We start from the raw sequence: 21,943 nt of genomic DNA on the forward strand, positions 1-21,943 counted from the left end.
GGCGCCGTCATGGCGACTAATTGGCAGCATCAATAAAAACCGTTAGGTTGACCAGGAGAAAAGCAACGCCATGCCGAAGATTAGGGTTAAGTTGCAAGAGATTGACAAGGCATGATTGTGCTGTTGTCATGATTTGTAAAATGTTCAGAGATGAGGGGTGGGCGGATGGTCGAAAGAAAGATTTTTGCGGGGGCAAAGGTGCGCCGCATTCGCAACGGTCTTGGCCTGACGCAAACGGCCATGGCTGAGACGCTGGAAATTTCGCCGTCCTATCTCAATCTCATCGAACGCAATCAGCGACCGCTGACGGTCCAGCTTCTGTTGAAGTTGGCGACCGCCTATAAGGTCGACCTCGATGAGTTGCGCCGCGACACTGATAATAACCTGCCGGCCCTGCGGGAGGTTTTCGCCGATCCTCTTCTCGCGGGAGAACTGCCGGGCGATCAGGAACTTTCCGAAATTGTGCAAGCCGCCCCCAATGCTGCAAGCGCCATCGTCAAACTTTATCGTGCTTATCGCGAGCAGGCCGAACGTCTTTCCGATCTAGCGGCAGTGATGGCCGATGGCGGTCCGCTGCCAGCGTTGGCGCGAACGCGTCTGCCCGCTGATGAAGTCCGCGATGTGCTAGAGCGCCGATCTACCTACTTTCATGAGATCGAGCAGGAGGCTGAGACCTTTGTTGCCGAGTTGGACGGTCATGCCGATCTGCCCCGCGCGCTTAGCGAGTGGATGAGAAGCGCGCATGGGATCACCGTTCGGGTTCTTCCTGTCCATGTCATGCCGGACCTGCGGCGCCGCTTCGACCGACACTCGGCCCGTCTTTTCATTTCCGAGCGTTTGTCACCTTCGGAGCGACATCATGAACTGGCTATCGAAGCGGCTCTACTTCGGTTGAACGACAGCATCCAGAAAGAGGTGGATAGTTTTGGTCTAACGACGCCGGAAGCGAAACGCCTCGCCCGGTTCGAGCTTGCTCGGATCGCCGCATCGGCAATCCTCATGCCGTATGGAGCGTTCCTGAATGCTGCACAGACTGGTCGCTACGACGTCGAGATTTTATCTGCGCGATTTAGCGTCGCGTTCCATCACGTTGCGGCGCGCCTTACGATGTTGCAGCGTCCCGGTGCTTCGCTCGTACCTTTCTTTCTGATGGAAATTGACGCAGCCGGCCATCGCTTGAAGCGCGCTGGTGCTTCAGGCTTTCCGCAGGGTAGGTTCGGCGGACATTGTCCAAAGCTCAATATCCATCAGGCGTTTCTGCAGCCTGGTCAGCTTCTTGCCGAGGCGGTGGAAATGCCTGACGGCACTACGTTTCTCACCATTGCCCGAACGTCAGATGGGCCTATGACCGTCTACGGGGAGCGGGTACGCCGAACCGCGGTCCTGTTGGGTTGCGATCTATCCTTTGCCGAGGCCACGGTTTACGCCCAGGCCGTTGCCGCAACTAAACCCGTTGCGATCGGGCCGGCGTGCCGGCTGTGCGAGCGTCGCTCGTGTTTGTCGCGCGCCGAACCTCCCGTTACACGCCCACTGGCCCTGGATGGTATGACTGCGGGTTTGAGCCCCTTTGATTTCCGCTGAAGGAAATAGATGTCTTCTTTGGAATATAGCTTGTCCGGCAGAAAATTCCTTTTTAGTCTGATGCCATCCAGAGGGACCGATGCTTCTAGGATACCTTGCGGGAGCTTAGGCAATAAGCCACAGGAGAAAAAATGAGGTCTATCATTGCAAGATTTGCGGTGGCCGCCACAGCCGCAGCGATTTTGGCGTCACCGGTCTTTGCGGCCGATCGCGTGGTGAATGTCTATAACTGGTCGGATTATATCGACAATTCGATCTTGGAGGATTTCACCAAGGAGACGGGCATCAAGGTCGTCTATGACGTCTACGATTCCAATGAAACCTTGGAAACAAAACTTCTTGCGGGTGGAACGGGCTATGATGTCGTGGTCCCTACCAACAACTTCCTGGCTCGTCAGATCAAGGCTGGCGTTTATCAAAAACTTGATAAATCGAAGCTTCCGAACCTGAAGAATATGTGGCCGGAAATCATGGAGCGTGCGGCCAAGTTCGACCCGGATAATGCCTACGCCGTCGACTATATGTGGGGCACGACCGGGATTGGCTATAATGTTGCTAAGGTCAAGCAGATCCTAGGTTCCGACGAGGGTATTAGCTGGGACACCCTCTTCAAGCCGGAAAATGCCGCGAAGTTCAAGGACTGCGGCATCTATATGCTGGATTCGCCGACGGATGTTATTCCCTCGGTCCTTGCTTGGATGGGCCTTGACCCGAACAGCCACGCTCAGGCGGATCTAGACAAGGCGGGCAAGGCTCTGGCGCAAATCCGCCCCTATGTCCGCAAATTCCATTCGTCTGAATATATCAACGCACTTGCAAATGGCGATATCTGCATGGTGTTGGGCTTCTCAGGCGATATCTTCCAAGCGCGTAACCGTGCCAAGGAAGCCAAGAACAATGTCGACATTGGCTATGTCATTCCCTCGCAAGGCGCAGAAATGTGGTTCGACATGATGGCTATCCCGAAGGATGCGCCGCACGTTGCGGAGGCGCACGAGTTCATCAACTATCTGATGCGGCCGGAAGTCATCGCGAAAGCCACGAATTATGTGGTTTACGCCAATGGCAACAAGGCTTCGCAGGAGTTTGTCGATAAAGAGATTCTCGATGATCCTGCTGTCTATCCGAAGCCGGAGATGATGAACAAGCTTTTCACGATCGCGCCTTACGATCCAAAGGTTCAGAAGGTTGTGACGCGAATTTGGACGAAGGTCGTCACCGGTCAATGAAATATAAAAGGCCCGGATCGTCATCGATCCGGGCCTTCCGCTTCCGGTCCTCCAGCACGGCTTGGTCATAGTCAATCGGGAACCTTCATGAAGTCGCAGTCGCTAGGCAACATCCGCCGTTCCTTTGCCCCCTGGGCCGATCCGTCATCCAAACCATTTATTTCGTTTAAGAACGTCACAAAGCGTTTCGGTACATTTACGGCCGTCGACGATCTTTCGCTTGATATTTATCATCGCGAATTTTTTGCGCTTTTGGGTGCTTCCGGATGTGGAAAGTCGACGCTGCTTCGGATGCTGGCGGGCTTCGAGCAACCGACGGAAGGCGAGATCGTTCTTGATGGGGCGGATCTTGCCGGCACACCGCCTTATCGGCGTCCTGTCAATATGATGTTTCAATCCTATGCGCTCTTTCCGCATATGAGCGTGGAAAAGAATATTGCCTTCGGACTGCGGCAAGACGGCATGCCAAAGCAGGAAATCACCGAGCGCGTTTTGCAAATGTTGCAGCTGGTCAAACTGGAGAAGTTTGCAAGCCGCAAGCCGCACCAGCTTTCAGGGGGGCAACGCCAGCGGGTCGCGCTGGCGCGTTCACTCGCCAAGCGTCCCAAGGTGCTGTTGCTGGATGAGCCGCTCGGAGCGCTCGATAAGAAGCTTCGCGAGGAAACGCAGTTCGAGCTGATGGATCTGCAGCAATCGCTTGGGCTGACCTTTGTGGTTGTAACGCACGATCAGGAAGAAGCGATGACCATGGCAGATCGCATTGCGGTCATGAGCCAGGGCAAGGTTGTTCAGGTCGCAACACCAGGTGAGATTTATGAGGCGCCGAACTGCCGCTTTGTTGCTGATTTCATTGGGGATGTGAATATCTTCGACGGCAAAGTCATCTCCTCTGCCGATGGCAGGACAGAGATCGCCACTGCCGATGGCATCACGATCCGCACGAGCGGCAGCTCTGCGCCGCCTGCCGGAAGCGAAGCCGCCTTTGCGATACGCCCCGAGAAGGTAAGGGTAACGCGAGAGCCGCCGGGAGATGCTTCCGTCAATGCCGCTCGCGGTGAAGTCTGGGAGATCGCATACCTCGGCGACATGACGGTCTTCCACGTCAAATTGCCAAGCGGCAAACTCGTACGGGCATCGCTCCTCAATGCTCAGCGCTCCGTTGAGGATCCGTTCGGATATGATCAGACGGTGTGGGTTTCTTTTGCCGAAGATGCCGGCGTTCTGTTGAGGGCCTGAACGATGCAGAAGATCGGCTCTGCCATATACCGCCGGCTGGTCATTGCCATTCCGTATGCCTGGCTATTGCTATTCTTCCTTGTCCCGTTTTTTATTGTCTTCCGCATTTCCGTCTCGACGACGGCCATCGCGATGCCGCCTTACGAGCCGGTCTTCTCGCTGTCTGACAGCTTTACAGATTTCTGGGAAAAGGTTTCGAGCTTCTCTCTCGATAACTACACAGGGTTATTCGACGATCCGCTTTATGTGAACGCTTACATTTCCAGCGTTATCATTGCAGGCATTTCCACGCTTATCACCCTTCTGATCGCCTATCCCATCGCCTATGGCATGGCGCAGGCGCCCCGTTCGGTGCGGCCGACGTTGTTGATGCTGGTAATCCTTCCTTTTTGGACCAGCTTCCTGATCCGGGTCTATGCGTGGATCGCGATACTCAAGCCCGAAGGGCTGCTCAACGAACTGTTGATGTCGCTTCATGTCATCGATACGCCTCTGATCATTCTCAACACCAATGCCGCCGTCTATATCGGCATCGTCTATTCCTATCTGCCATTCATGATCCTTCCGCTCTATTCGTCACTCGAAAAGCTGGACGGGACGCTGATCGAAGCAGCCCAGGATCTCGGATGCCCGCCCATCACGGCGTTCTGGCGCGTGACCTTTCCTCTATCGATCCCTGGCGTGGTTGCCGGCTGCATGCTCGTGTTCATTCCTGCTGTCGGCGAATATGTCATTCCGGATCTGCTTGGCGGGTCGGAGACACTGATGATTGGCAAGACCTTATGGACCGAGTTCAACGCCAATCGCGACTGGCCGGTCTCGTCGGCCGTCGCGACGATCCTGCTGCTCATTCTGGTCGTGCCGATTGTGCTGTTCCAGCGAATGCAGGCAAAAGCAGAGGAGGCGGGGAGATAGTCATGAACCGTTGGACACGCTTCAATATCGTCTCGATCACGCTCGGATTTGCATTCCTCTATCTTCCTATCCTTCTCCTCGTTGTCTTTTCCTTCAACGAGTCAAAGTTGGTGACGGTGTGGGGCGGCTTCTCAACACGATGGTATGTGTCACTCATGCAAAACGAGGCGCTGCTAGATGCAGCCTGGGTGACGATCCGCGTTGCCCTGATCTCGGCGACAGCCGCCACGGTCCTCGGAACGCTTGCTGCCTTGACACTCGTTCGCCACACGAAATTCCGCGGCCGCATCCTGTTTTCCGGCATGATCTATGCGCCTCTCGTGATGCCGGATGTCATCACCGGACTGTCGCTCCTTCTTTTGTTCGTTGCTGTCGATATGGATCGCGGTTTCTGGACCATCACCCTTGCCCACACCACGTTGACGATGTGTTTTGTCGCAGTGGTCGTTCAATCTCGTCTTCTCAGTTTCGATCAGTCGATTGAAGAGGCTGCGCTTGATCTCGGAGCAACGCCGGTGCGCACCTTCTTCGAGATCACTTTGCCGGTTATTGCGCCGGCTGTGCTTTCCGGCTGGATGCTGGCTTTTACGCTGTCGCTCGACGACCTTGTCATCGCCAGCTTTACCTCTGGCCCTGGCGCTACAACGCTGCCGATGAAGATCTACAGCCAAGTGCGTCTCGGGGTAACGCCAGAGATCAATGCGGTCTGTACGATCCTCATCGGCATCGTCACGATCGGCGTCGTCTGCGCCTCGATCGTTACCAAGCGCCGGGAAGTGCAGCGTCAGCGTGACGAATATGCGGCCGCAGCAGTAGGCTGATACCTTTCGGTCAAAGACGCTTTAAGCTGTGCATTCTTGGCGGCACTTGCGTGCCGATCTCAGCCTTTGTTGCTGGCTTCGTTTGCGGGCGCTGGTGACATGACGGGTTTGGGCCACGAGCCGCCGATGAAAAAGGGCAGGGGAGGAAACTCGCTTGCCTTGGCCGAATCGGTTGCGGTGAGTGAGCCCGTCAATGCCAATCCGCTTGACGCGTAAGGGATCAGCCCGGAAAGGCTCATTGTCTGGGATGGGCCGATGATTTGGGCATTGTCCAGCTCCGCGGCACCATCCTTTATGGTCGCCTTTATCGCCAGCGTGTCAAATGCAAAAGCACGCGATGCCGCGGTGTTCAGCGGGAAGAACCGTGTTTTGGCGGCAGCTTCGCTGCGTATTGCGTCGACATCGATGCCCGGCAAAGTCCCGTTCTTTACCTCAAGATCAACCGTGCCGCTGAGATCTTCTGGACGGGCCAGCCATATGGCCTTCGACGTTTGGACATCGATATCGATAGAACCCCGACCGAGAGGGATCGGGCCTTGTGGATGGAGCCTGTCCATGACCGCAGCCAGATCCGTATTTCTAATGTTGATCTGCAGTTTTCCTCCGCCGTCGAAATCGCCATGCGTGACATCGAGATGTGCAATCAGGTCGCCGCCTTCAAAACGTGCATCGCCGATTTCAAGCTTCGCCTCCGAGCGCGATACGATCACGCTCGCGGCGACCTCCTGAAGGTTGAAAACATCAAGCTGAGCTTGTTTCGCTGAAAGTCTGAGATCGATATCCAGCTTTTGAAGCAGACCGCCTTCCGAAGGGCCTTCCGCCTCACCAGCGCCAAGTCTCAGGGTAAACGCATCCAGAAGCGGACGCAGGTTCATGAGGTCGAAGGCAAGAGTGCCGCCGAGCCTGGGCTGGCGATCGGGCCGGAAGGAAATATCCATTGCGCCGGTAGCGCTGGCATCGTTCATCTTGAGCGCGGCGCTGTCAAACCGCAGTCCGTGATCAAAGGCCTGGACATCTCCTTCCAGGCTGAAACTTTTCAGGGTCGCGACACCGGGAAGTGTGCGGTCGGCCCATGCCGATAGGGCGGGCAGGTCCGGAATGCTGATACTGACATGACCATCCATGCCCGTGAGGCTCAAGATGTTGGCCGTTCCGCGATAGCTGCTCGTCAAAAGAGCTGAGCTGATCGACAGATTCATGTCGGCGTTTTTGCCGGCAAAAAGCAGAAGCGGAGCAGCCGAGGAAAAGTTGACTTTAAAGTCCTGGCCATTGCTGCGCGCAATCAGAACGGCATCCATCTTTCTCGAGAGGCGTCGCCAGTCGATATCGGCCGAAACGGACTCGAAGTGGAAGACACGGCCGCTGGTGATGTCCAGCAGCGCGAAAGTTCCGTCTTCGACGGTAATGCGTCCGACCGAGGCATCAAATTCGCGTTCGAGAACCTGTGATCCATTCTGCAGATGTGCCTTGCCGATCGCGTTGGAAAGAAGCCCCTGGTTGGTCCAGTCGATCAAGCCGGATTTATCTCGATGAAGTGACAGGCTAGGCCGCAGCAGATGGAATTCGTGGAATTTTGCGTGACCCAGGATGGCATCGACGATGCTGAATTCCGCCGATAGGGTATCGATCGTCCCAAGCAGGCGGTTGCCGTCCTGCTTGTTGCGAATAGCGATCTGATGGATCGTGATGCGTGGCGTCGGCCAGAATTCGAGTTCCGAATGGCCACTGATCTGCGCACGATAGCCGGTCCATTCGGATAGAGCATTCTCAATGCCGGTGCGCACCATGCGTGTCGAGACGACATAAGGGGCGGCGACCCGCAGTGCGACGAAAATCAGGAGGAAGCAAAGCAGGAGAATTGTGGCCGTTCGGGCCAGGATATGCAGCCACCGTGATGGCACTCGCCGGGATTTCCGACCCTGTGGTTTTTTAGGTGTTTTCATCGGCATCGCTGTACCACCGGCAGCTTGCCTTTTTGTCGCTGCTGTGGCGGGAATATAGGAAATAGTGGCGGGATGCAATTCATGGAGATTGCCCTGCGCCGCTGTCCTGGAGGAACGAGAGGGATATCTTTGGAAAAGCCGCTGTGGAGCCCGCGTCAAACGACGATTGAAACAACTCCTCTCTACCAATTCATGCAACACTGCAGCACAAAATACGGCCTTCAATTCGAAGGTTACAAAGATCTGCATCGCTGGTCGGTGGAAAGCCGCGACGAGTTCTGGCGATCGCTTTGGGATTTCTGCGCCGTCAAAGGAGATCCAGGTTCACGTATCCTTGTCGACGCCGATGACATGCGTGGTTCGCGTTTCTTCCCTGACGCAACCTTGAACTTTGCGGATAATCTTCTGCGACGTGACGGGGACGATGACGCCATCATTTTTCGTGGCGAAGATAAAGTTATGGATCGCTGGTCCTGGAGCCGGCTTCGTGCTCTCGTCTCACAGCTGCAACAGGCTTACCGCGCCGCAGGCATCGGGAAGGGCGATCGCATCTGCGCAATGATGCCGAACATGCCGGAAACCGTTGCCGCTATGCTGGCTGCTGCCTCGCTCGGCGCCATCTGGTCCTCCTGCTCACCGGATTTCGGCGAGCAAGGGATCCTGGATCGCTTTGGCCAGATCGCGCCGAAGCTGTTTATTGCCTGCGATGGTTATTGGTATGGTGGAAAGCGTCAGGACGTACGGGAAAAGGTAGCGCATGTTGCAAGGCGACTTTCAACGCCGACGATCATCATTCCGTACGCCGGAGATGCCCTCGCCATGGCTGCCGAAATCGGTGATGCAACTACGCTGCAGGATTTTATAAGGCCTTATCAACCTGATGTTCTGCAGTTCGAGCCGCTACCGTTCGACCATCCATTGTACATCCTGTTTTCATCCGGCACGACCGGTGTTCCGAAATGCATTGTGCATTCAGCTGGGGGAACACTGCTGCAGCATTTGAAGGAGCATGTCCTCCATTGTGGCCTTAAGAGCGGTGAGCGGCTCTTTTACTTCACAACTTGCGGCTGGATGATGTGGAACTGGCTGGTCAGCGGCCTTGCGGCCGAAGCGACCCTTTGCCTTTACGACGGCTCCCCGGCAGCGCCTGATATGGCGGTTCTCTTCGACTATGCGGAAGCCGAAAATTTCGCCGTCTTCGGCACATCGGCCAAATTCATCGATGGGCTGCGAAAAAGCCGCTTTGAACCGCGCCAGCATTACGATTTGGCGCCGTTGAGACTGATCACCTCAACCGGTTCGCCTCTGTCTCCAGAAGGATTCGACTTCGTCTATGAGTCGATCAAGCCGGATGTTCAGCTTTCCTCCATCTCCGGCGGTACCGATATCGTCTCCTGTTTTGTGCTGGGAAATCCTTTGGAGCCGGTTTGGCGTGGGGAGATCCAAGGGGCAGGCCTCGGTATGGCTGTCGATGTGTGGAACGATGAAGGCCGCAGCGTAAAGGGTGAGAAGGGGGAGCTTGTCTGCACGAAGTCATTCCCTTCCATGCCCTTGTGCTTCTGGAACGATCCCGATGGGTTAAAATACCGGGCTGCCTACTTCGAGCGCTTTGAGAATATGTGGTGCCACGGCGATTTTGCGGAATGGACGGATCACGGCGGCATTATCATACACGGTCGGTCCGATGCGACGCTCAACCCGGGCGGCGTGCGGATCGGTACGGCTGAGATCTACAATCAGGTTGAACAAATGCCTGAGGTGCTGGAGGCGCTTTGCATCGGACAGGACTGGGACGGGGATGTCAGAGTCGTTCTTTTCGTTCGGCTTGCCGATTCCGCGGCTTTGACAGACGATCTCGTCAAAGCAATCAAATCAAAAATCCGCACCGGCGCGTCACCACGTCACGTTCCAGCCAAGATCATCGCCGTCTCCGATATTCCCCGCACCAAGTCGGGGAAGATCGTTGAACTTGCCGTCCGTGATGTCGTGCATGGCCGTCTGGTGAAAAACAAGGAAGCGCTTGCCAACCCCGACGCGCTGCAGCTTTTTGCTGATCTGCCCGATCTCAAGACTTGAGGTGAAATTCAGCCCCATCGGGCGCGGGCAGCAGAACTGACCGCGATGGACCTTGGAGCATTCGACACCAGCCGGGACCGTGGCCACCTTGATCGGAGTTGCTTATCCGGCCAGAACGCGCTGAGAAGGAAAGGTGATCTCGACCAGGGTGCCTTCATTTGGCGACGAATTGATCGCAAAGACTGCCCGGTTCGCATCCACCATGGCTTTCGTCAATGGCAGGCCGAGCCCGGTTCCGTCACCGCGATGACGCGACTGTGTCGAAACCTGCCGGAAAGGCTTCATGGCCTGTTCCAACTCGCTGCGGCTCATCCCAATACCAGTATCGCGAACCCGAAGCACGACGCTGCCATTCGTCTCATAGGAGGTTGATACCACCACTTGGCCGCCGGAAGGCGTGAAGCGAATAGCATTCGACAGAATGTTCAAAGCGATCTGCTTGATGGAGCGGAGATCGGCAACAACATGCGGGACAGCATGAGACAAAGCCGTGCGAATGATGATGCGCTGCGCATTTGCCTGGGGTTGGACGAGTGAGACAGCTTCGGCCAGTGCCTCGTTGAGACCAACCGCCGTGAAATCGAGATCCATCTCACCTGCTTCGATTTTCGAGATGTCGAGGAGATCGTTGACGATATCCAGAACATGCCGTCCGGAACGGCCAATGTCATTCGCATACTCGATGTAGCGAGGATGACCGATGGCACCGAAGCGTTCATTCGCCATCATATCGGAAAACCCTATGATCGCGTTCAGTGGCGTGCGGATCTCGTGGCTGACGCGTGCGAGAAAGTCTGTCTTATGTGCATTGGCCGTTTCCGCCGCACCCTTTGCCGCGCGGAGTTCTTCCTCAGTTCGCTTCCACTGCGTGATGTCGCGGATCACCGCGCAAAAGCCGTCAGAGGACGTCAGCCTTCCCATTGTCATGAACAGGGGCACGAATCCGCCACCAGCCTCCCGGCCAATAACCTCGCGTCCATCATTCAGCACGCTGGCAACGCCATGTTCGGCTAAGCCGTGAACGTAATCCATCACGGCCTTCTGGCTTTCATGGGCAAAGAGCATCGCGAATGGTTTTCCGCGCGTCTCCTCGTCGTCGTAATTGAACAGGGCGCTCGCGGACCGGTTCATCGAGCGGATCTCTCCGTCCGCGCCGATGACGACAACACCATCGGTAGCCGTTTCCAGAATGGAACGAAGCTCTTCGACTTCGACCTGAAGTCGTGCAACCTTCTCGGTCAAGCGATCCGCGCCGCGGCTTGCAGAAGGACTTTCTTCGGGCGGCGGCAGGACATGCTCCCCACCGACTGGCATCAGCGCCAGCATCAAGGCGCTGGTATCCTCCCAGCGAATGGATTGCAGACGCGCCATGACCGGCAGCAGCACATCGTCTTCCCGCACAAGCGTCAGCGTACCGGCGTTTTCTTCATTTTCCAGGTCGCCCCGCTGTAACAGGGCATCGAGCCCACCGACCTCTTCAAGAGCCTCAAGCGAAGAATAACCGGTCAGGCGCAAGAATTCTGCATTGGCATGAAGAAGTCGATCGCCAACATGAATGAGAATGGCGAGCGGAAGAAGATCCACGGCGTCGGCTGAAAGCCCTCCCTTCATCCGTGCGCGTGGTGGGATCAGATGCGCCAGAACATCGGCCGCAGGTATGGTCTCTTCCATACCTTCAACGGGCATCTCGTCTTCAGACGGAACATCATCCTCCGCATGAGAGGTTACACTCTTCTGATCCGATGCATGGCCGACGAGACTCTGTTCTTTCGCGTCACTTCCGTCATCCGGATCATTGCTCTCTTCGAAGGCCTGTGTCGTTGAGAGCTCCTTTGCATCAGAAGGTTCTTCCACCGCAGTTCTCGCCTGCGTAGACGTCTCCTTGGAAAGAGCCGCCAGTTTACCCGTGCCAAGAGCCTCTAGCCGACGCGCGATTTCGCGGAAATTTGCCTGTTCGGCATTGCTTAGTCCTGCCGCGCTACCAGACTGAAATGGGATGATATTGGTGGTGGAGGCAGGCACGGACGGTGCCGGAGCCAAGTCTTCCGGCGTTTTTCCCGCATCGGACATGAGTTCGCCGTGCTCGGTCGCCTTCGGATCCTTCTGATCCTGATCAATCTTTGTGTCGTCAGCCAAGTCCGTTGGCGTTGTCATATCCGCCGGCATAGCTTCTTCGTCAGCCTGAGGAATACTTTCTTCATCTGCCGCCGGGTCGAAGCTTACCGGCTCGCTCTCAACAGCCAGAGTTTCGCCTTGGTCCGTCTCACCTGAATAAGGCTGGATGCCGAGCTGTTCATCCGCGCCGGAGATATCCTCGCTCTCCAGCTCTTCCATCCCTTCTTGCTCAATCGGAATGGCGTCATGAGTATCGACGTTTTCGAACAAATCTTCGAAGCCAAGCTTCAGGCCTATGGCGAGAGGATCTTCGACCGCATCTGCGAGACGAACGACCCCAAAGCCCCTAAAACCGTCGAAATCTCGCGTGCGCGTATAAGTGGGCAGCGCTGCTAGATCGACAGGAACGGAAAGGCTTGTGCCCTCGATAGGCCAGTGAATTGTTTTGCCCGACCATGTATCCCGCCGTGCCAAAGCCTCTTCGACTTTGTGTTCTGGGTCGATGTGGAAGAGCGCGTTCATCTCTTCGAAGGTGCGGCCGACGATATCGGCTGAATGGGCGCCCACTGCCGATGCGAATTCTGAAGAGACCTCGCTGAACCTGCCATGTGCATCGATCTTCCAGACAAAGCGCGTTGCGCGCGATGTCGGTTGATACTGAAACTTCGAGCCTTCGCTCACCGAAGCGCTGTCTGAAATGGGTTCGTCGTGTAGTACCTCATCTATTTGTGATTGAGGCACAGTTTCTTCGAGGATTTCAGACTTATCGGAAGCACTGACGGAGACGGCTGCTTCCGAGCCTTCGCCTGCGATATCATCAAGATCGTTGGAGGCTGGCCCAGCATCGGACGTTCTTGCTTCTTCTGCCGCGGGCAGTCTTTTGTTCGATAGATCGTGATCTTCGTCAAAACCGGCGCCTACGTCATCGGGCGTGATTGAAGCGTTGGCTTGCGCCGGGTCCGAACCGTGTTCTTGCTCATCCGCAAAATCATCGTCATCGACAGGCTCTTCGATTTCTTCGATGTGTGCGACTGCATCCAGAGTTTCAGAATAGTCTGGATTATGCGCTGGCGCTTCCACTCCTGCCACTACGGGATCGGAGGTTGACGATCCAGGCAGGTCAATCGGATCGAGATGGCCAATTGCCGTTTCCACGGCAAAGAAAAGGTTGAGGGAGGGCTCGTCGCTCAGTCGACCAACAGCCGCCGGCAGATAGCCTTTGCCGGTTGCGACAGGCCGTTTCACGAGCCGTTCGGGATGGTTGCCGGCCAGAGTGATCAAGGTCTTGGCAGCTTGCGGCGTAATGCCAAGCTGTTGAAAACCCGGTGACCCGCTGATCACTTCGCCGTCGCCACCGATCACCGCCATATGGGTGTCAGGATCGTCCAAGCCTTCTAGCATCTGCGCAGCAGTTTGCTGCAGGGACAGCCCCTTTGCCGAGACCGGGACTGAAAATAAGATTGCCTCTTCCGAAGAGCTCAAGCGAATCCGTTCGACACTCGCTTGAACGGTGACCTTCTGAAAGGCTTTGGCGATGCGGATCATAACGTTCCGGTGATCGCCTTCACTGTTCAGCTGCTGCGCTGTCGTCTTGATCTGGCGAAAAGTGATGTCCGCGGCGCCAACACCGCGTTCGAGGAAGTCATAGATCTCGCGATGGCCGAACAGTTTAGCGCCGAGACCGTTCGCCCAAAGCACGCGATCGAGGCCGACTGGAAAAAGCACCATGCCTTCTCCTTGGGCAAATCGGTCCCGCACTCGTCTATGGACGGCGATGTCGATGAACGGGTACGTGACAGCGGGCATGGTCAAACCTTGATCTGCGTCCAGAAATTAACACTTCATTAATAACCTGATCGACAGCGTCTTATCCAGTGAAGTCCATTGCATTCGGTCGATAGGGTTAACGCTAGGATGGCAACAGAGTTGCCGGCGTACCGCCTTCTTCTCCCCTTAAAAATGAGAAGAAGGTTAATTCCCATGCTGTCTTCCATTGGCAAGGAAAAGCCTTGGTAAGGACCATAAAGGCTGCTCATACTTTTTCAATATGAAGATCGCCGAACCCTAGATTTTCACAGCTATCCACCCCGCGCAGCGCACAGTAGATTTAAGCGAAAGACAAGATCAGCAATTTTAGATTGAATGGTACGGTTGGGGGGTCTCGAACCTCCGACCTCAGGTGCCACAAACCTGCGCTCTAACCAACTGAGCTACAACCGCACAACGCCGTTACCGGCGAACCGAGGGTGACATACGAGGACTTGATCAGAAATTCAAGACCTGATTTGCATCATCATTCAAAAAGCCGATCCCGAAAAAGGGAAATCGGATGGCCGTCCGGCGCTTCAATGACTTACGCTATACGCGGATCATTCATTCACTCAAGCATCGGGCCGACTAACGGAAAACTGAAGTTTCCGGTCCGAGCGCGTATGATCGGCGTCCCATTGTATTATTGTGTCGCCAATAGACCTAAGCCCGCCTCTTGCTTAAGAAGCGCTGGTTAAATCCTCCGTCAGGGTGTAACTTTTCGTCTGGCAAGCGTTTAGGCGCGTATGGAGGTAGAGCTATGCCTTCCATTTTTGCGTTACGTTTGCTTTTGATGGCTGCGCATGTGTGCTTTGCAGCAACCGCATAGCGAATAGAAATTGAATAAACTCATAGAAAACAACGGGGTAGCCGTAGGGATCTTTGCGTCTGTTAACGTGAATTTGATAACGAAACATTATATTGCATTGCAAAATGTGAGCTTGAGTGCCATTTCTCGTCTCGGGGCCATTCAAAGTGATTTCATAAGGAGGCTTTCATGTCCATTTCCCTGACAAATCTCGATGAAGCCAAATCAGGTGCCGCGCCGATTAACATTGCTAGTGCTGTCAAGACGGCGCGGGAAGCGGCAGGCTACACCATCGAGGATCTTTCTGTAACCTGTGGTCTCGTGGCCGCTGAAATCGCCGCTATTGAAAACGGCGCCGACAATGATCCTGCAAAATTGCGACGCATCGCGTCGGCTTTGCAGGTTCCAGCGTCCGATTTTATGGTCTGATTTCAGCAGTTTCGAGATTTAATTTTTTACGTTCAATGAAGTTTACACCGCAACTCTTCGGGTTGCGGTGTTTCAGTTTCTGCACAAAGTGCGACCTCTTGTTGTTGACCGATATGATCGTCGGTTTGCAGATCTCATTTCTCGGGAACTTCGCGCGCGCTCTATCCGTTCAAACCAACAACGGGAGAGATGAGTGACAGTTCGCAAGAGCACAGGTCAAACGACAACCGGCCAGGAGCTTAAGGTAGGCAGCTTGGCTGAGCTTCGTTGGCAAAAACGCATCGTCATCATCTTCTCTGACGAGAATAATCAAATGGCCGCCCGTCAAGAAAACCAACTACTTGCGGTTCGCGAAGGTTTGGAGGACCGTGACGTTATTGTGCTCAGGTTTCGCGGGACGGCTGTTGATGTACTATTCGGTTCTATTCGAGTGAACTTTGAAGCCAATGCGCTTCGTCAGTCGCTGAGTGGTCCAGAGACAGGTGAATTTGCGATGATTCTAGTTGGAAAAGATGGCACGGAAAAGCTGAGGGCCAAGACGCCCGTACCGGCGGAAGAGCTCTTCGCGCTTATCGACAATATGCCGATGCGACAGGCCGAAACACGTCACGCTGACGAATAAGGCAGCCATCTTCTCGTATTTTCCAAGATCGATGGAAAGGAATAAAGATGTCAGTTCCGAACGATCCGTTTCCGGGCACGCCCGTCCCTCCTGGACCTGATTGGCAACCTGAGCCGCCGATCAAGGAGCCGGAGCCGGACCGCCTGCCGGATGAGACGCCCAATCCCAATCCTGATGAGGTGGATAATCCACCACGCCAACTGCGGCGAGGGGATTTTCCTTCACAGGAACATTGATCGGTTCGCCTGGACGATTTCCTGAAGGAATTCGATGACCGTGCGAACGCGAACCAGATCGCGGGCGGTCTCATGATAAGTTGTCCAGTACGATCTTTTGATGGATGTACCGGGCAAAAGCCTCACCAGTTCGGGATATTGGCGGGCGATATAGTCGTGGAGGATACCAATCCCAGCGCCTGAGCGGACTGCCTCCGTTTGCCCGATCGCTGTTGAAATTTCGAAAGACGCATTCCAGTTGCGCATGACTTCGCTCGTGAAATCCAGCGATGCCGTAAAGATAAGATCCTCGACATAACCGATGCGGGGGTGATCTCGAAGCGCTTCAACATCGTCCAGGCTTTTGGACGCGGCAACATAGTCGCGCGAAGCATAAAGGCCGAGGGAATAGTCGATCAGCTTGGCTGAAATGAGCCGGCCCTGTTCCGGCCTCTCCAATGTAATGGCAATGTCGGCCTCACGCTGCGACAACGAAAACGAGCGCGGCACCGGCACCAGTTGCAACCGCAACTCCGGGTGGCGCGCAATGAGTTGGCCAAGTCTTGGCGCAAGGAAAGCAACGCCGAACCCATCTGGGGCGCCAATCCTGACAGTGCCGGCGATTGCACTATCGACCCGTCCAATAGCGGATTGAGCGCGAAGCATTTCCGCCTCCATTCGCTCGGCGGCATGCAGGAAGACCTCTCCTTCTGCGGTCAATTCGCAGCCATTGGTTCGACGCACGATCAACCTCGTGTTCAGCCGCTGCTCCAAGGTGGTCATGCGTCGGCTTAAGGTTGCGTGGTTCACCCCAAGCCTGCGCGACGCCGCGAGAATCTGTCCTGTTCGCGCGACCGCGAGAAACATACGAACATCGTCCCAATCCACGATCGCCTCGACTTTAATTTTTGCACAACGGTTGCTTATAATAGCCTGTTGATATGTGCAAATTGAAGTGCGAAGCTCCTTATTACAAGTCGGGGCTTATGCCACGTCAAAGATCAGCAGAAAAAGAGGAGGCATATCATCATGCAGGAGATCGGTCATTTCATCGGCGGCAAGCACGTTGCCGGCACCAGCGGCCGTACCGCCGAGGTTTTCAACCCTGCGACCGGTGAAGTCCAGGCAAAGGTCGCCTTGGCCAGCGTCGAGGAAATGCGCGCTGCCGTCGAAAATGCAAAAACTGCTCAGCCGAAATGGGCTGCAACGAACCCGCAGCGTCGGGCTCGCGTGTTTTTCAAGTTCGTCGAGCTTCTCAACAAAAACATGGACCAACTTGCCGAACTGCTTTCCAAAGAGCACGGTAAGACGGTCGAAGACTCCAAGGGTGATATCATCCGCGGGTTGGAAGTCTGCGAATTTGTCTGTGGCATTCCGCATCTGCAGAAGGGCGAGTTCACGGAAGGCGCAGGACCAGCCATCGACATGTATTCCATCCGTCAGGCGGTTGGTGTCGGCGCGGGTATCACGCCGTTCAATTTTCCGGCGATGATCCCAATGTGGATGTTTGCCCCCGCAATTGCCTGCGGCAATGCCTTTATCCTAAAGCCTTCCGAACGTGATCCTTCCGTCCCGATGCGTCTGGCGGAACTCATGATCGAAGCCGGGCTTCCAGAAGGCATTCTCAACGTTGTCAACGGCGACAAGGCCGCCGTGGACGCCATCCTGACGGATCCGGACATTGCCGCCGTCTCATTTGTCGGCTCTACGCCGATTGCACGCTATGTCTACGGAACAGCCGCTGCAAACGGCAAGCGCGCCCAGTGCTTCGGCGGCGCAAAGAACCATATGATCATCATGCCCGACGCCGATCTTGATCAGGCCGTCAATGCTTTGATGGGTGCAGGCTATGGTTCTGCTGGTGAGCGCTGCATGGCGGTTTCAGTTGCCGTGCCGGTCGGTGACGAAGTTGCCAACCGCCTCATCGAAAAGCTGACGCCAAAGGTCGAGTCGCTTCGCATCGGCCCTTACACCGATGATAAGGCAGACATGGGTCCGCTGGTGACCAAAGCTGCTCAGGACCGCGTTCGTAGCCTGATCGACAAGGGCGTAGAAGAAGGCGCAAAACTCGTTGTCGATGGCCGCGATTTCAAGCTGCAGGGCTATGAGAACGGTTACTTCGTCGGCGGGACCTTGTTCGACAACGTCACACCAGACATGGAAATTTATAAGACGGAAATCTTCGGACCGGTACTTTCGGTTGTCCGCGCCAAGAACTACGAAGATGCGCTGGCGCTGCCAATGAAGCATGAATACGGCAATGGCGTTGCTATCTACACCCGTGACGGCGATGCCGCTCGCGACTTCGCCAGCCGGATCAATATCGGCATGATCGGCGTTAACGTGCCGATCCCGGTTCCGCTTGCCTATCACTCGTTTGGTGGCTGGAAAGCCTCTTCCTTTGGCGATCTGAACCAGCACGGAACAGACTCGATCAAGTTCTGGACGCGAACGAAGACAATCACGGCGCGGTGGCCGTCCGGCATCAAGGACGGCGCCGAATTCGTCATGCCGACGATGAAGTAAAAAGCCGACAACACGCTGAGGGGCCGGGATCGAAGGATGTCGGCCCTTTTTCTTTGCCAGAGCAGCGTTTCCCACAGGTCCAAGAAACGTGATTGCAAATTTCATATTTTGGAATTGTTCAAAACTGTGGAACTGACTATATACGGAGAGACGGCCAGAGATTCAGGAGATTGGCATGCGTTTGACGAAGCAAACCAACTATGCGGTGCGCATGTTGATGTACTGTGCTGCCAACGAGGGCAATCTGAGCCGCATCCCGGAGATCGCCAAGGCCTATGGGGTTTCTGAGCTTTTTCTTTTCAAAATCCTTCAGCCGCTGAACAAAGCTGGCCTTGTCGAAACTGTTCGCGGTCGCAATGGCGGTGTTCGCCTCGGCAAGCCTGCCGCCGACATCAGCCTTTTCGACGTGGTAAAAGTGACCGAAGACAGCTTTGCGATGGCCGAATGCTTCGAAGATGGCGTAGCAGAATGCCCATTGGTTGATAGCTGTGGCCTGAACTCTGCCTTGCGCAAGGCGCTGAACGCTTTCTTTGATGTGCTGACAGAGTATTCGATCGACGATCTGGTCAAGGCGCGGCCGCAGATCAACTTCCTTCTCGGTATTACCGGAAACGTTAAGCTTCCGAAATCGGACGTTCGCGCGCCCGCAGCCTAAAGGCTCGAAAAATTCTAGCTTCCAAAAAAGCCACCCTTTGAGGGTGGTTTTTTCGTTGCGTGCAAGCTGATGCGAGAATTTTTCTCAACGCGCGTCAAGTTTTGGACAAAATTATAAACAGGGGCCGAAAAAAATGCGGCGCGGGCCGTTGCTTTCCGCTCCCAAATATCGTTCCATCCGGCGTCTGATCCAGGGGAACCGAGATCGATAAAAACCATAAGAAAATGGGAAAACGTTTGATGAAAAGACTTCCTTTGCTTCTGGCCGCCACTGCGGTTGCCTCCGTGATGGCCACGACGGCTTGGTCCAAGACGCTGGTGTACTGCTCTGAAGGCTCGCCAGCCGGCTTCGATCCCGCCCTCTACACTGCTGGAACCGATTTCGATGCGTCCTCCAAGCCGGTTTATAACCGTCTTGTCGAGTTCAAGCGCGGTTCAACAGAAGTCGTCCCCGGTCTTGCAGAAAAGTGGGAGGTTTCCGCCGATGGCCTCACCTACACCTTCCACCTGCGCAAGGGCGTGAAGTTCCAGACCACCGATTTCTTCACGCCGACGCGTGATTTCAATGCAGACGATGTGGTTTTCACTTTCGATCGTCAGCTCAACAAGTCTAACCCCTATCACTCCTATATTGACAAGGGCAGCTACGACTACTTCAGCGACATGAGCATGCCAAAGCTCCTCAAGTCGATTGAAAAGGTTGACGATTATACCGTCAAGATGACGCTGTCCTCGCCAAATGCGCCGATGATCGCGAACCTTGCGATGGACTTTGCTTCGATCGTTTCCAAGGAATATGCCGACAAGCTCCTGGCCGACAAGACGCCGGAGAAGCTGAACCAGCAGCCACTTGGAACCGGCCCCTTCGCCTTTGTGGATTACCAGCAGGATGCCGTCATCCGCTTCAAGGCTAACCCGGAATATTGGGATGGCAAGCAGGCGATCGACGATCTCGTCTTTGCGATCACCCCGGATGCGGCAGTTCGTCTGCAGCGTCTGAAGGCTGGCGAGTGCCAGGTTGCGGTTGCACCCAACCCGGCCGATCTGCCTGCGCTGAAGCAGGACAAGACCTTGACGGTCATGGAGCAGCCTGGCCTAAACGTTGGCTATCTTGCCTACAACACAACACAGGCGCCATTCGATAAGGTCGAAGTCCGCCGTGCTTTGAATATGGCAATCAATAAGAAAGCCATCCTTGAGGCAGTGTATCCCGGTATTGGCGCCATCGCCAAGAACCCGATCCCGCCGACAATGTGGTCGTACAACGATAAGGTTGAAGACGACAAATATGATCCGGAAGCTGCGAAGGCCGCTTTGGAAAAGGCCGGCGTCAAAGATCTTAAGATGAAGGTTTGGGCGATGCCGGTGTCGCGTCCCTACAACCCGAATGCACGCCGTATGGCCGAACTGATCCAGGCTGACTTCGCAAAGGTCGGCGTTGGCGTCGAAATCGTGTCCTACGACTGGACGCAGTACCTGAAACTCGCTGGCGATCCGAAGCATGACGGCGCGGTTCTCGCTGGCTGGACCGGTGATAACGGCGACCCGGATAACTTCTTGGCGATCCTGCTCGGCTGTGACGGCGTCGGTTCGGGCAACAAGGCTGCCTGGTGCAACAAGGACTATGACGCGCTGATCAAGAAGGGTGCGATCACGTCCGACAAGCCGGAGCGCACCAAGCTTTATGAAGAAGCGCAGGTGATCTTCAAGAAGGAAGCACCTTGGGCAACCATTGCGCACTCGCTGGTCAGCTTGCCGATGTCCACCAAGGTGAAGGGTTACCTGATGGATCCTCTCGGTTCACACCGCTTCGACGGGGTTGACATCGAAGAGTAAGTCCTCTTTATCGCATTCCGAGCGCCGTCGCCTGAGTGCGACGGCGCTCGCTTGTTATTGTATTAGAGGTCCATGACCTTGATCCGCCGGCTAAACGGCGCGCTTTTCCTGGAAACATCGCTATGTTCGGATTTCTGCTGAAGCGCATCGGGCTTCTGATTCCGACTTTCATCGGCGTCACGCTCATCGCTTTCTTCTTCATCCGCCTCCTGCCGGGAGATCCCATCATCGCCCTCGCCGGCGAGCGAGGGATGACTCCCGAGCGCTATCAGATGATGGTGCATCAGTTCGGCTTCGACCGACCCCTTTATGTCCAATATTTCGATTATCTCTGGAAGGTGCTGCACGGCGATTTCGGCGTTTCGATCGCGACGAAGCGTCCGGTGCTGACGGAGTTTCGCTCACTGTTTCCAGCGACGCTGGAATTGTCGTTGTCCGCGATGATCGTTGCCGTCTGTCTTGGCATACCGGCTGGCATCATTGCCGCTGTGAAGCGCGGCACCTGGTTCGATCAGACCATCATGGGCGTCGCGCTGGTCGGCTATTCCATGCCGATCTTCTGGTGGGGGCTTCTTCTGATCATCTTTTTTTCCGGCTACCTCGGTTGGACACCGGTCTCCGGGCGCATTTCGCTGATGTATTTCTTTAAGCCCGTGACAGGGTTCATGCTGATCGACAGCCTTCTGTCGGGTCAAAAGGGCGCATTTGCATCTGCTGTCAGCTACCTGATTTTGCCAACGGTCGTTCTTGCTACGATCCCTCTTGCCGTTATCGCACGTCAGACGCGTTCGGCGATGCTCGAGGTTCTGGGTGAGGATTATGTCCGCACCGCACGTTCGAAAGGCCTGAAGCCGCGACGCGTCGTCGGCGTACATGCCCTTCGCAATGCGATGATCCCCGTCGTTACGACCATCGGTCTTCAGATGGGAACTTTGCTGGCAGGTGCGATCCTGACGGAGACGATCTTCTCCTGGCCAGGTATCGGCAAATGGATGGTCGATGCCGTCTTCAAGCGTGATTATGCCGTCGTTCAGGCAGGTTTGTTGATGATTGCAGTCATCATCATGGTGGTCAATTTGATCGTCGATCTGCTCTACGGTCTCATCAATCCGCGTATCCGGCATTAAG

General features: G+C 55.3%; 16 protein-coding genes and 1 tRNA gene. 13 read left to right on the plus strand and 4 right to left on the minus strand.

Features of this window, described 5'->3' with window-relative positions:
* Positions 1-165: 165 nt before the first annotated feature.
* The 5 genes from VQ830_RS00725 (at position 166) to VQ830_RS00745 (ending at position 5,782) form a co-directional block, all read left to right on the plus strand.
* Entirely contained in the window at positions 166-1,581 is a 1,416-nt protein-coding gene (locus VQ830_RS00725; RefSeq protein WP_337266142.1) for a helix-turn-helix domain-containing protein, read from the plus strand.
* Positions 1,582-1,712: 131 nt separating this feature from the next.
* A complete protein-coding gene (locus VQ830_RS00730; RefSeq protein ID WP_337266143.1) occupies positions 1,713-2,810 on the plus strand; it encodes a polyamine ABC transporter substrate-binding protein in 1,098 nt (365 codons plus the stop codon).
* An 87-nt stretch (positions 2,811-2,897) separates the two neighbouring features.
* Positions 2,898-4,046, plus strand: coding sequence for an ABC transporter ATP-binding protein (locus VQ830_RS00735; RefSeq protein WP_337266144.1), 1,149 nt, complete (start codon positions 2,898-2,900; stop codon positions 4,044-4,046).
* Between the two features lie 3 nt (positions 4,047-4,049).
* Positions 4,050-4,961 carry an ABC transporter permease subunit gene (locus tag VQ830_RS00740; protein WP_337266145.1) on the plus strand — a complete coding sequence of 304 codons (912 nt, stop codon included), beginning with the start codon at positions 4,050-4,052 and terminating at the stop codon, positions 4,959-4,961.
* Between the two features lie 2 nt (positions 4,962-4,963).
* Positions 4,964-5,782 carry an ABC transporter permease gene (locus VQ830_RS00745; protein WP_337266146.1) on the plus strand — a complete coding sequence of 273 codons (819 nt, stop codon included), beginning with the start codon at positions 4,964-4,966 and terminating at the stop codon, positions 5,780-5,782.
* A gap of 59 nt (positions 5,783-5,841) precedes the next feature.
* On the opposite strand, the gene VQ830_RS00750 is transcribed toward VQ830_RS00745, so the two are convergent.
* A complete protein-coding gene (locus tag VQ830_RS00750) occupies positions 5,842-7,725 on the minus strand; it encodes an AsmA family protein (RefSeq protein WP_337266147.1) in 1,884 nt (627 codons plus the stop codon).
* Positions 7,726-7,806: 81 nt separating this feature from the next.
* Here VQ830_RS00750 and VQ830_RS00755 point away from each other — a divergent pair, with 81 nt between their 5' ends.
* On the plus strand, positions 7,807-9,801 hold the full coding sequence (locus VQ830_RS00755) for an acetoacetate--CoA ligase (protein WP_438617136.1): 1,995 nt from the start codon (positions 7,807-7,809) through the stop codon (positions 9,799-9,801).
* A 102-nt stretch (positions 9,802-9,903) separates the two neighbouring features.
* On the opposite strand, the gene VQ830_RS00760 is transcribed toward VQ830_RS00755, so the two are convergent.
* Complete coding sequence (locus tag VQ830_RS00760) at positions 9,904-13,722, minus strand: PAS domain-containing sensor histidine kinase (RefSeq protein WP_337266148.1); 3,819 nt, start codon at positions 13,720-13,722, stop codon at positions 9,904-9,906.
* Between the two features lie 337 nt (positions 13,723-14,059).
* Positions 14,060-14,136: transfer RNA gene (locus VQ830_RS00765), tRNA-His, on the minus strand.
* 586 nt (positions 14,137-14,722) lie between these two features.
* Here VQ830_RS00765 and VQ830_RS00770 point away from each other — a divergent pair.
* The 3 genes from VQ830_RS00770 (at position 14,723) to VQ830_RS00780 (ending at position 15,820) form a co-directional block, all read left to right on the plus strand.
* Positions 14,723-14,962: a helix-turn-helix domain-containing protein gene (locus tag VQ830_RS00770; protein WP_337266149.1), complete on the plus strand. Its 240-nt coding sequence runs from the start codon at positions 14,723-14,725 to the stop codon at positions 14,960-14,962.
* A 193-nt stretch (positions 14,963-15,155) separates the two neighbouring features.
* Entirely contained in the window at positions 15,156-15,584 is a 429-nt protein-coding gene (locus VQ830_RS00775) for a DUF4174 domain-containing protein (RefSeq protein WP_337266150.1), read from the plus strand.
* A gap of 47 nt (positions 15,585-15,631) precedes the next feature.
* Positions 15,632-15,820, plus strand: coding sequence for a hypothetical protein (locus VQ830_RS00780; protein ID WP_337266151.1), 189 nt, complete (start codon positions 15,632-15,634; stop codon positions 15,818-15,820).
* Here the strand turns inward: VQ830_RS00780 and VQ830_RS00785 are convergent.
* Entirely contained in the window at positions 15,806-16,687 is an 882-nt protein-coding gene (locus tag VQ830_RS00785) for a LysR family transcriptional regulator (RefSeq protein ID WP_337266152.1), read from the minus strand. The two genes, VQ830_RS00780 and VQ830_RS00785, sit on opposite strands and share 15 nt — an antisense overlap.
* 141 nt (positions 16,688-16,828) lie before the next feature.
* Between VQ830_RS00785 and VQ830_RS00790 the strand changes: the two genes are divergently transcribed.
* The 4 genes from VQ830_RS00790 to VQ830_RS00805 all read left to right on the plus strand — a co-directional run bounded on the left by VQ830_RS00790 (position 16,829) and on the right by VQ830_RS00805 (position 21,942).
* Positions 16,829-18,325, plus strand: a complete 1,497-nt coding sequence (locus VQ830_RS00790) for a CoA-acylating methylmalonate-semialdehyde dehydrogenase (RefSeq protein WP_337266153.1) — start codon at positions 16,829-16,831, stop codon at positions 18,323-18,325.
* A gap of 175 nt (positions 18,326-18,500) precedes the next feature.
* Entirely contained in the window at positions 18,501-18,980 is a 480-nt protein-coding gene (rirA, locus tag VQ830_RS00795; protein WP_337266154.1) for an iron-responsive transcriptional regulator RirA, read from the plus strand.
* A 239-nt stretch (positions 18,981-19,219) separates the two neighbouring features.
* Positions 19,220-20,815: an ABC transporter substrate-binding protein gene (locus VQ830_RS00800; protein ID WP_337266155.1), complete on the plus strand. Its 1,596-nt coding sequence runs from the start codon at positions 19,220-19,222 to the stop codon at positions 20,813-20,815.
* Between the two features lie 122 nt (positions 20,816-20,937).
* Positions 20,938-21,942, plus strand: coding sequence for an ABC transporter permease subunit (locus VQ830_RS00805; protein ID WP_337266156.1), 1,005 nt, complete (start codon positions 20,938-20,940; stop codon positions 21,940-21,942).
* The last annotated feature ends 1 nt before the right edge of the window (position 21,943 follow it).

It is taken from the genome of Oryzifoliimicrobium ureilyticum, assembly GCF_037199735.1.
In the GTDB taxonomy this organism is placed as follows: Bacteria; Pseudomonadota; Alphaproteobacteria; order Rhizobiales; family Rhizobiaceae; genus Rhizobium; species Rhizobium ureilyticus.

Excerpts from the sequence above, each read along its gene's own strand:
- VQ830_RS00780 (WP_337266151.1), top strand. The coding sequence starts at position 15,632 with ATGTCAGTTCCGAACGATCCGTTTCCGGGCACGCCCGTCCCTCCTGGA.
- VQ830_RS00750 (WP_337266147.1), bottom strand. The coding sequence starts at position 7,725 with ATGAAAACACCTAAAAAACCACAGGGTCGGAAATCCCGGCGAGTGCCA.
- VQ830_RS00805 (WP_337266156.1), top strand. The coding sequence starts at position 20,938 with ATGTTCGGATTTCTGCTGAAGCGCATCGGGCTTCTGATTCCGACTTTC.
- VQ830_RS00770 (WP_337266149.1), top strand. The coding sequence starts at position 14,723 with ATGTCCATTTCCCTGACAAATCTCGATGAAGCCAAATCAGGTGCCGCG.
- VQ830_RS00730 (WP_337266143.1), top strand. The coding sequence starts at position 1,713 with ATGAGGTCTATCATTGCAAGATTTGCGGTGGCCGCCACAGCCGCAGCG.
- rirA (WP_337266154.1), top strand. The coding sequence starts at position 18,501 with ATGCGTTTGACGAAGCAAACCAACTATGCGGTGCGCATGTTGATGTAC.
- VQ830_RS00760 (WP_337266148.1), bottom strand. The coding sequence starts at position 13,722 with ATGCCCGCTGTCACGTACCCGTTCATCGACATCGCCGTCCATAGACGA.
- VQ830_RS00755 (WP_438617136.1), top strand. The coding sequence starts at position 7,807 with ATGGAGATTGCCCTGCGCCGCTGTCCTGGAGGAACGAGAGGGATATCT.
- VQ830_RS00800 (WP_337266155.1), top strand. The coding sequence starts at position 19,220 with ATGAAAAGACTTCCTTTGCTTCTGGCCGCCACTGCGGTTGCCTCCGTG.
- VQ830_RS00745 (WP_337266146.1), top strand. The coding sequence starts at position 4,964 with ATGAACCGTTGGACACGCTTCAATATCGTCTCGATCACGCTCGGATTT.
- VQ830_RS00735 (WP_337266144.1), top strand. The coding sequence starts at position 2,898 with ATGAAGTCGCAGTCGCTAGGCAACATCCGCCGTTCCTTTGCCCCCTGG.
- VQ830_RS00740 (WP_337266145.1), top strand. The coding sequence starts at position 4,050 with ATGCAGAAGATCGGCTCTGCCATATACCGCCGGCTGGTCATTGCCATT.
- VQ830_RS00790 (WP_337266153.1), top strand. The coding sequence starts at position 16,829 with ATGCAGGAGATCGGTCATTTCATCGGCGGCAAGCACGTTGCCGGCACC.
- VQ830_RS00725 (WP_337266142.1), top strand. The coding sequence starts at position 166 with ATGGTCGAAAGAAAGATTTTTGCGGGGGCAAAGGTGCGCCGCATTCGC.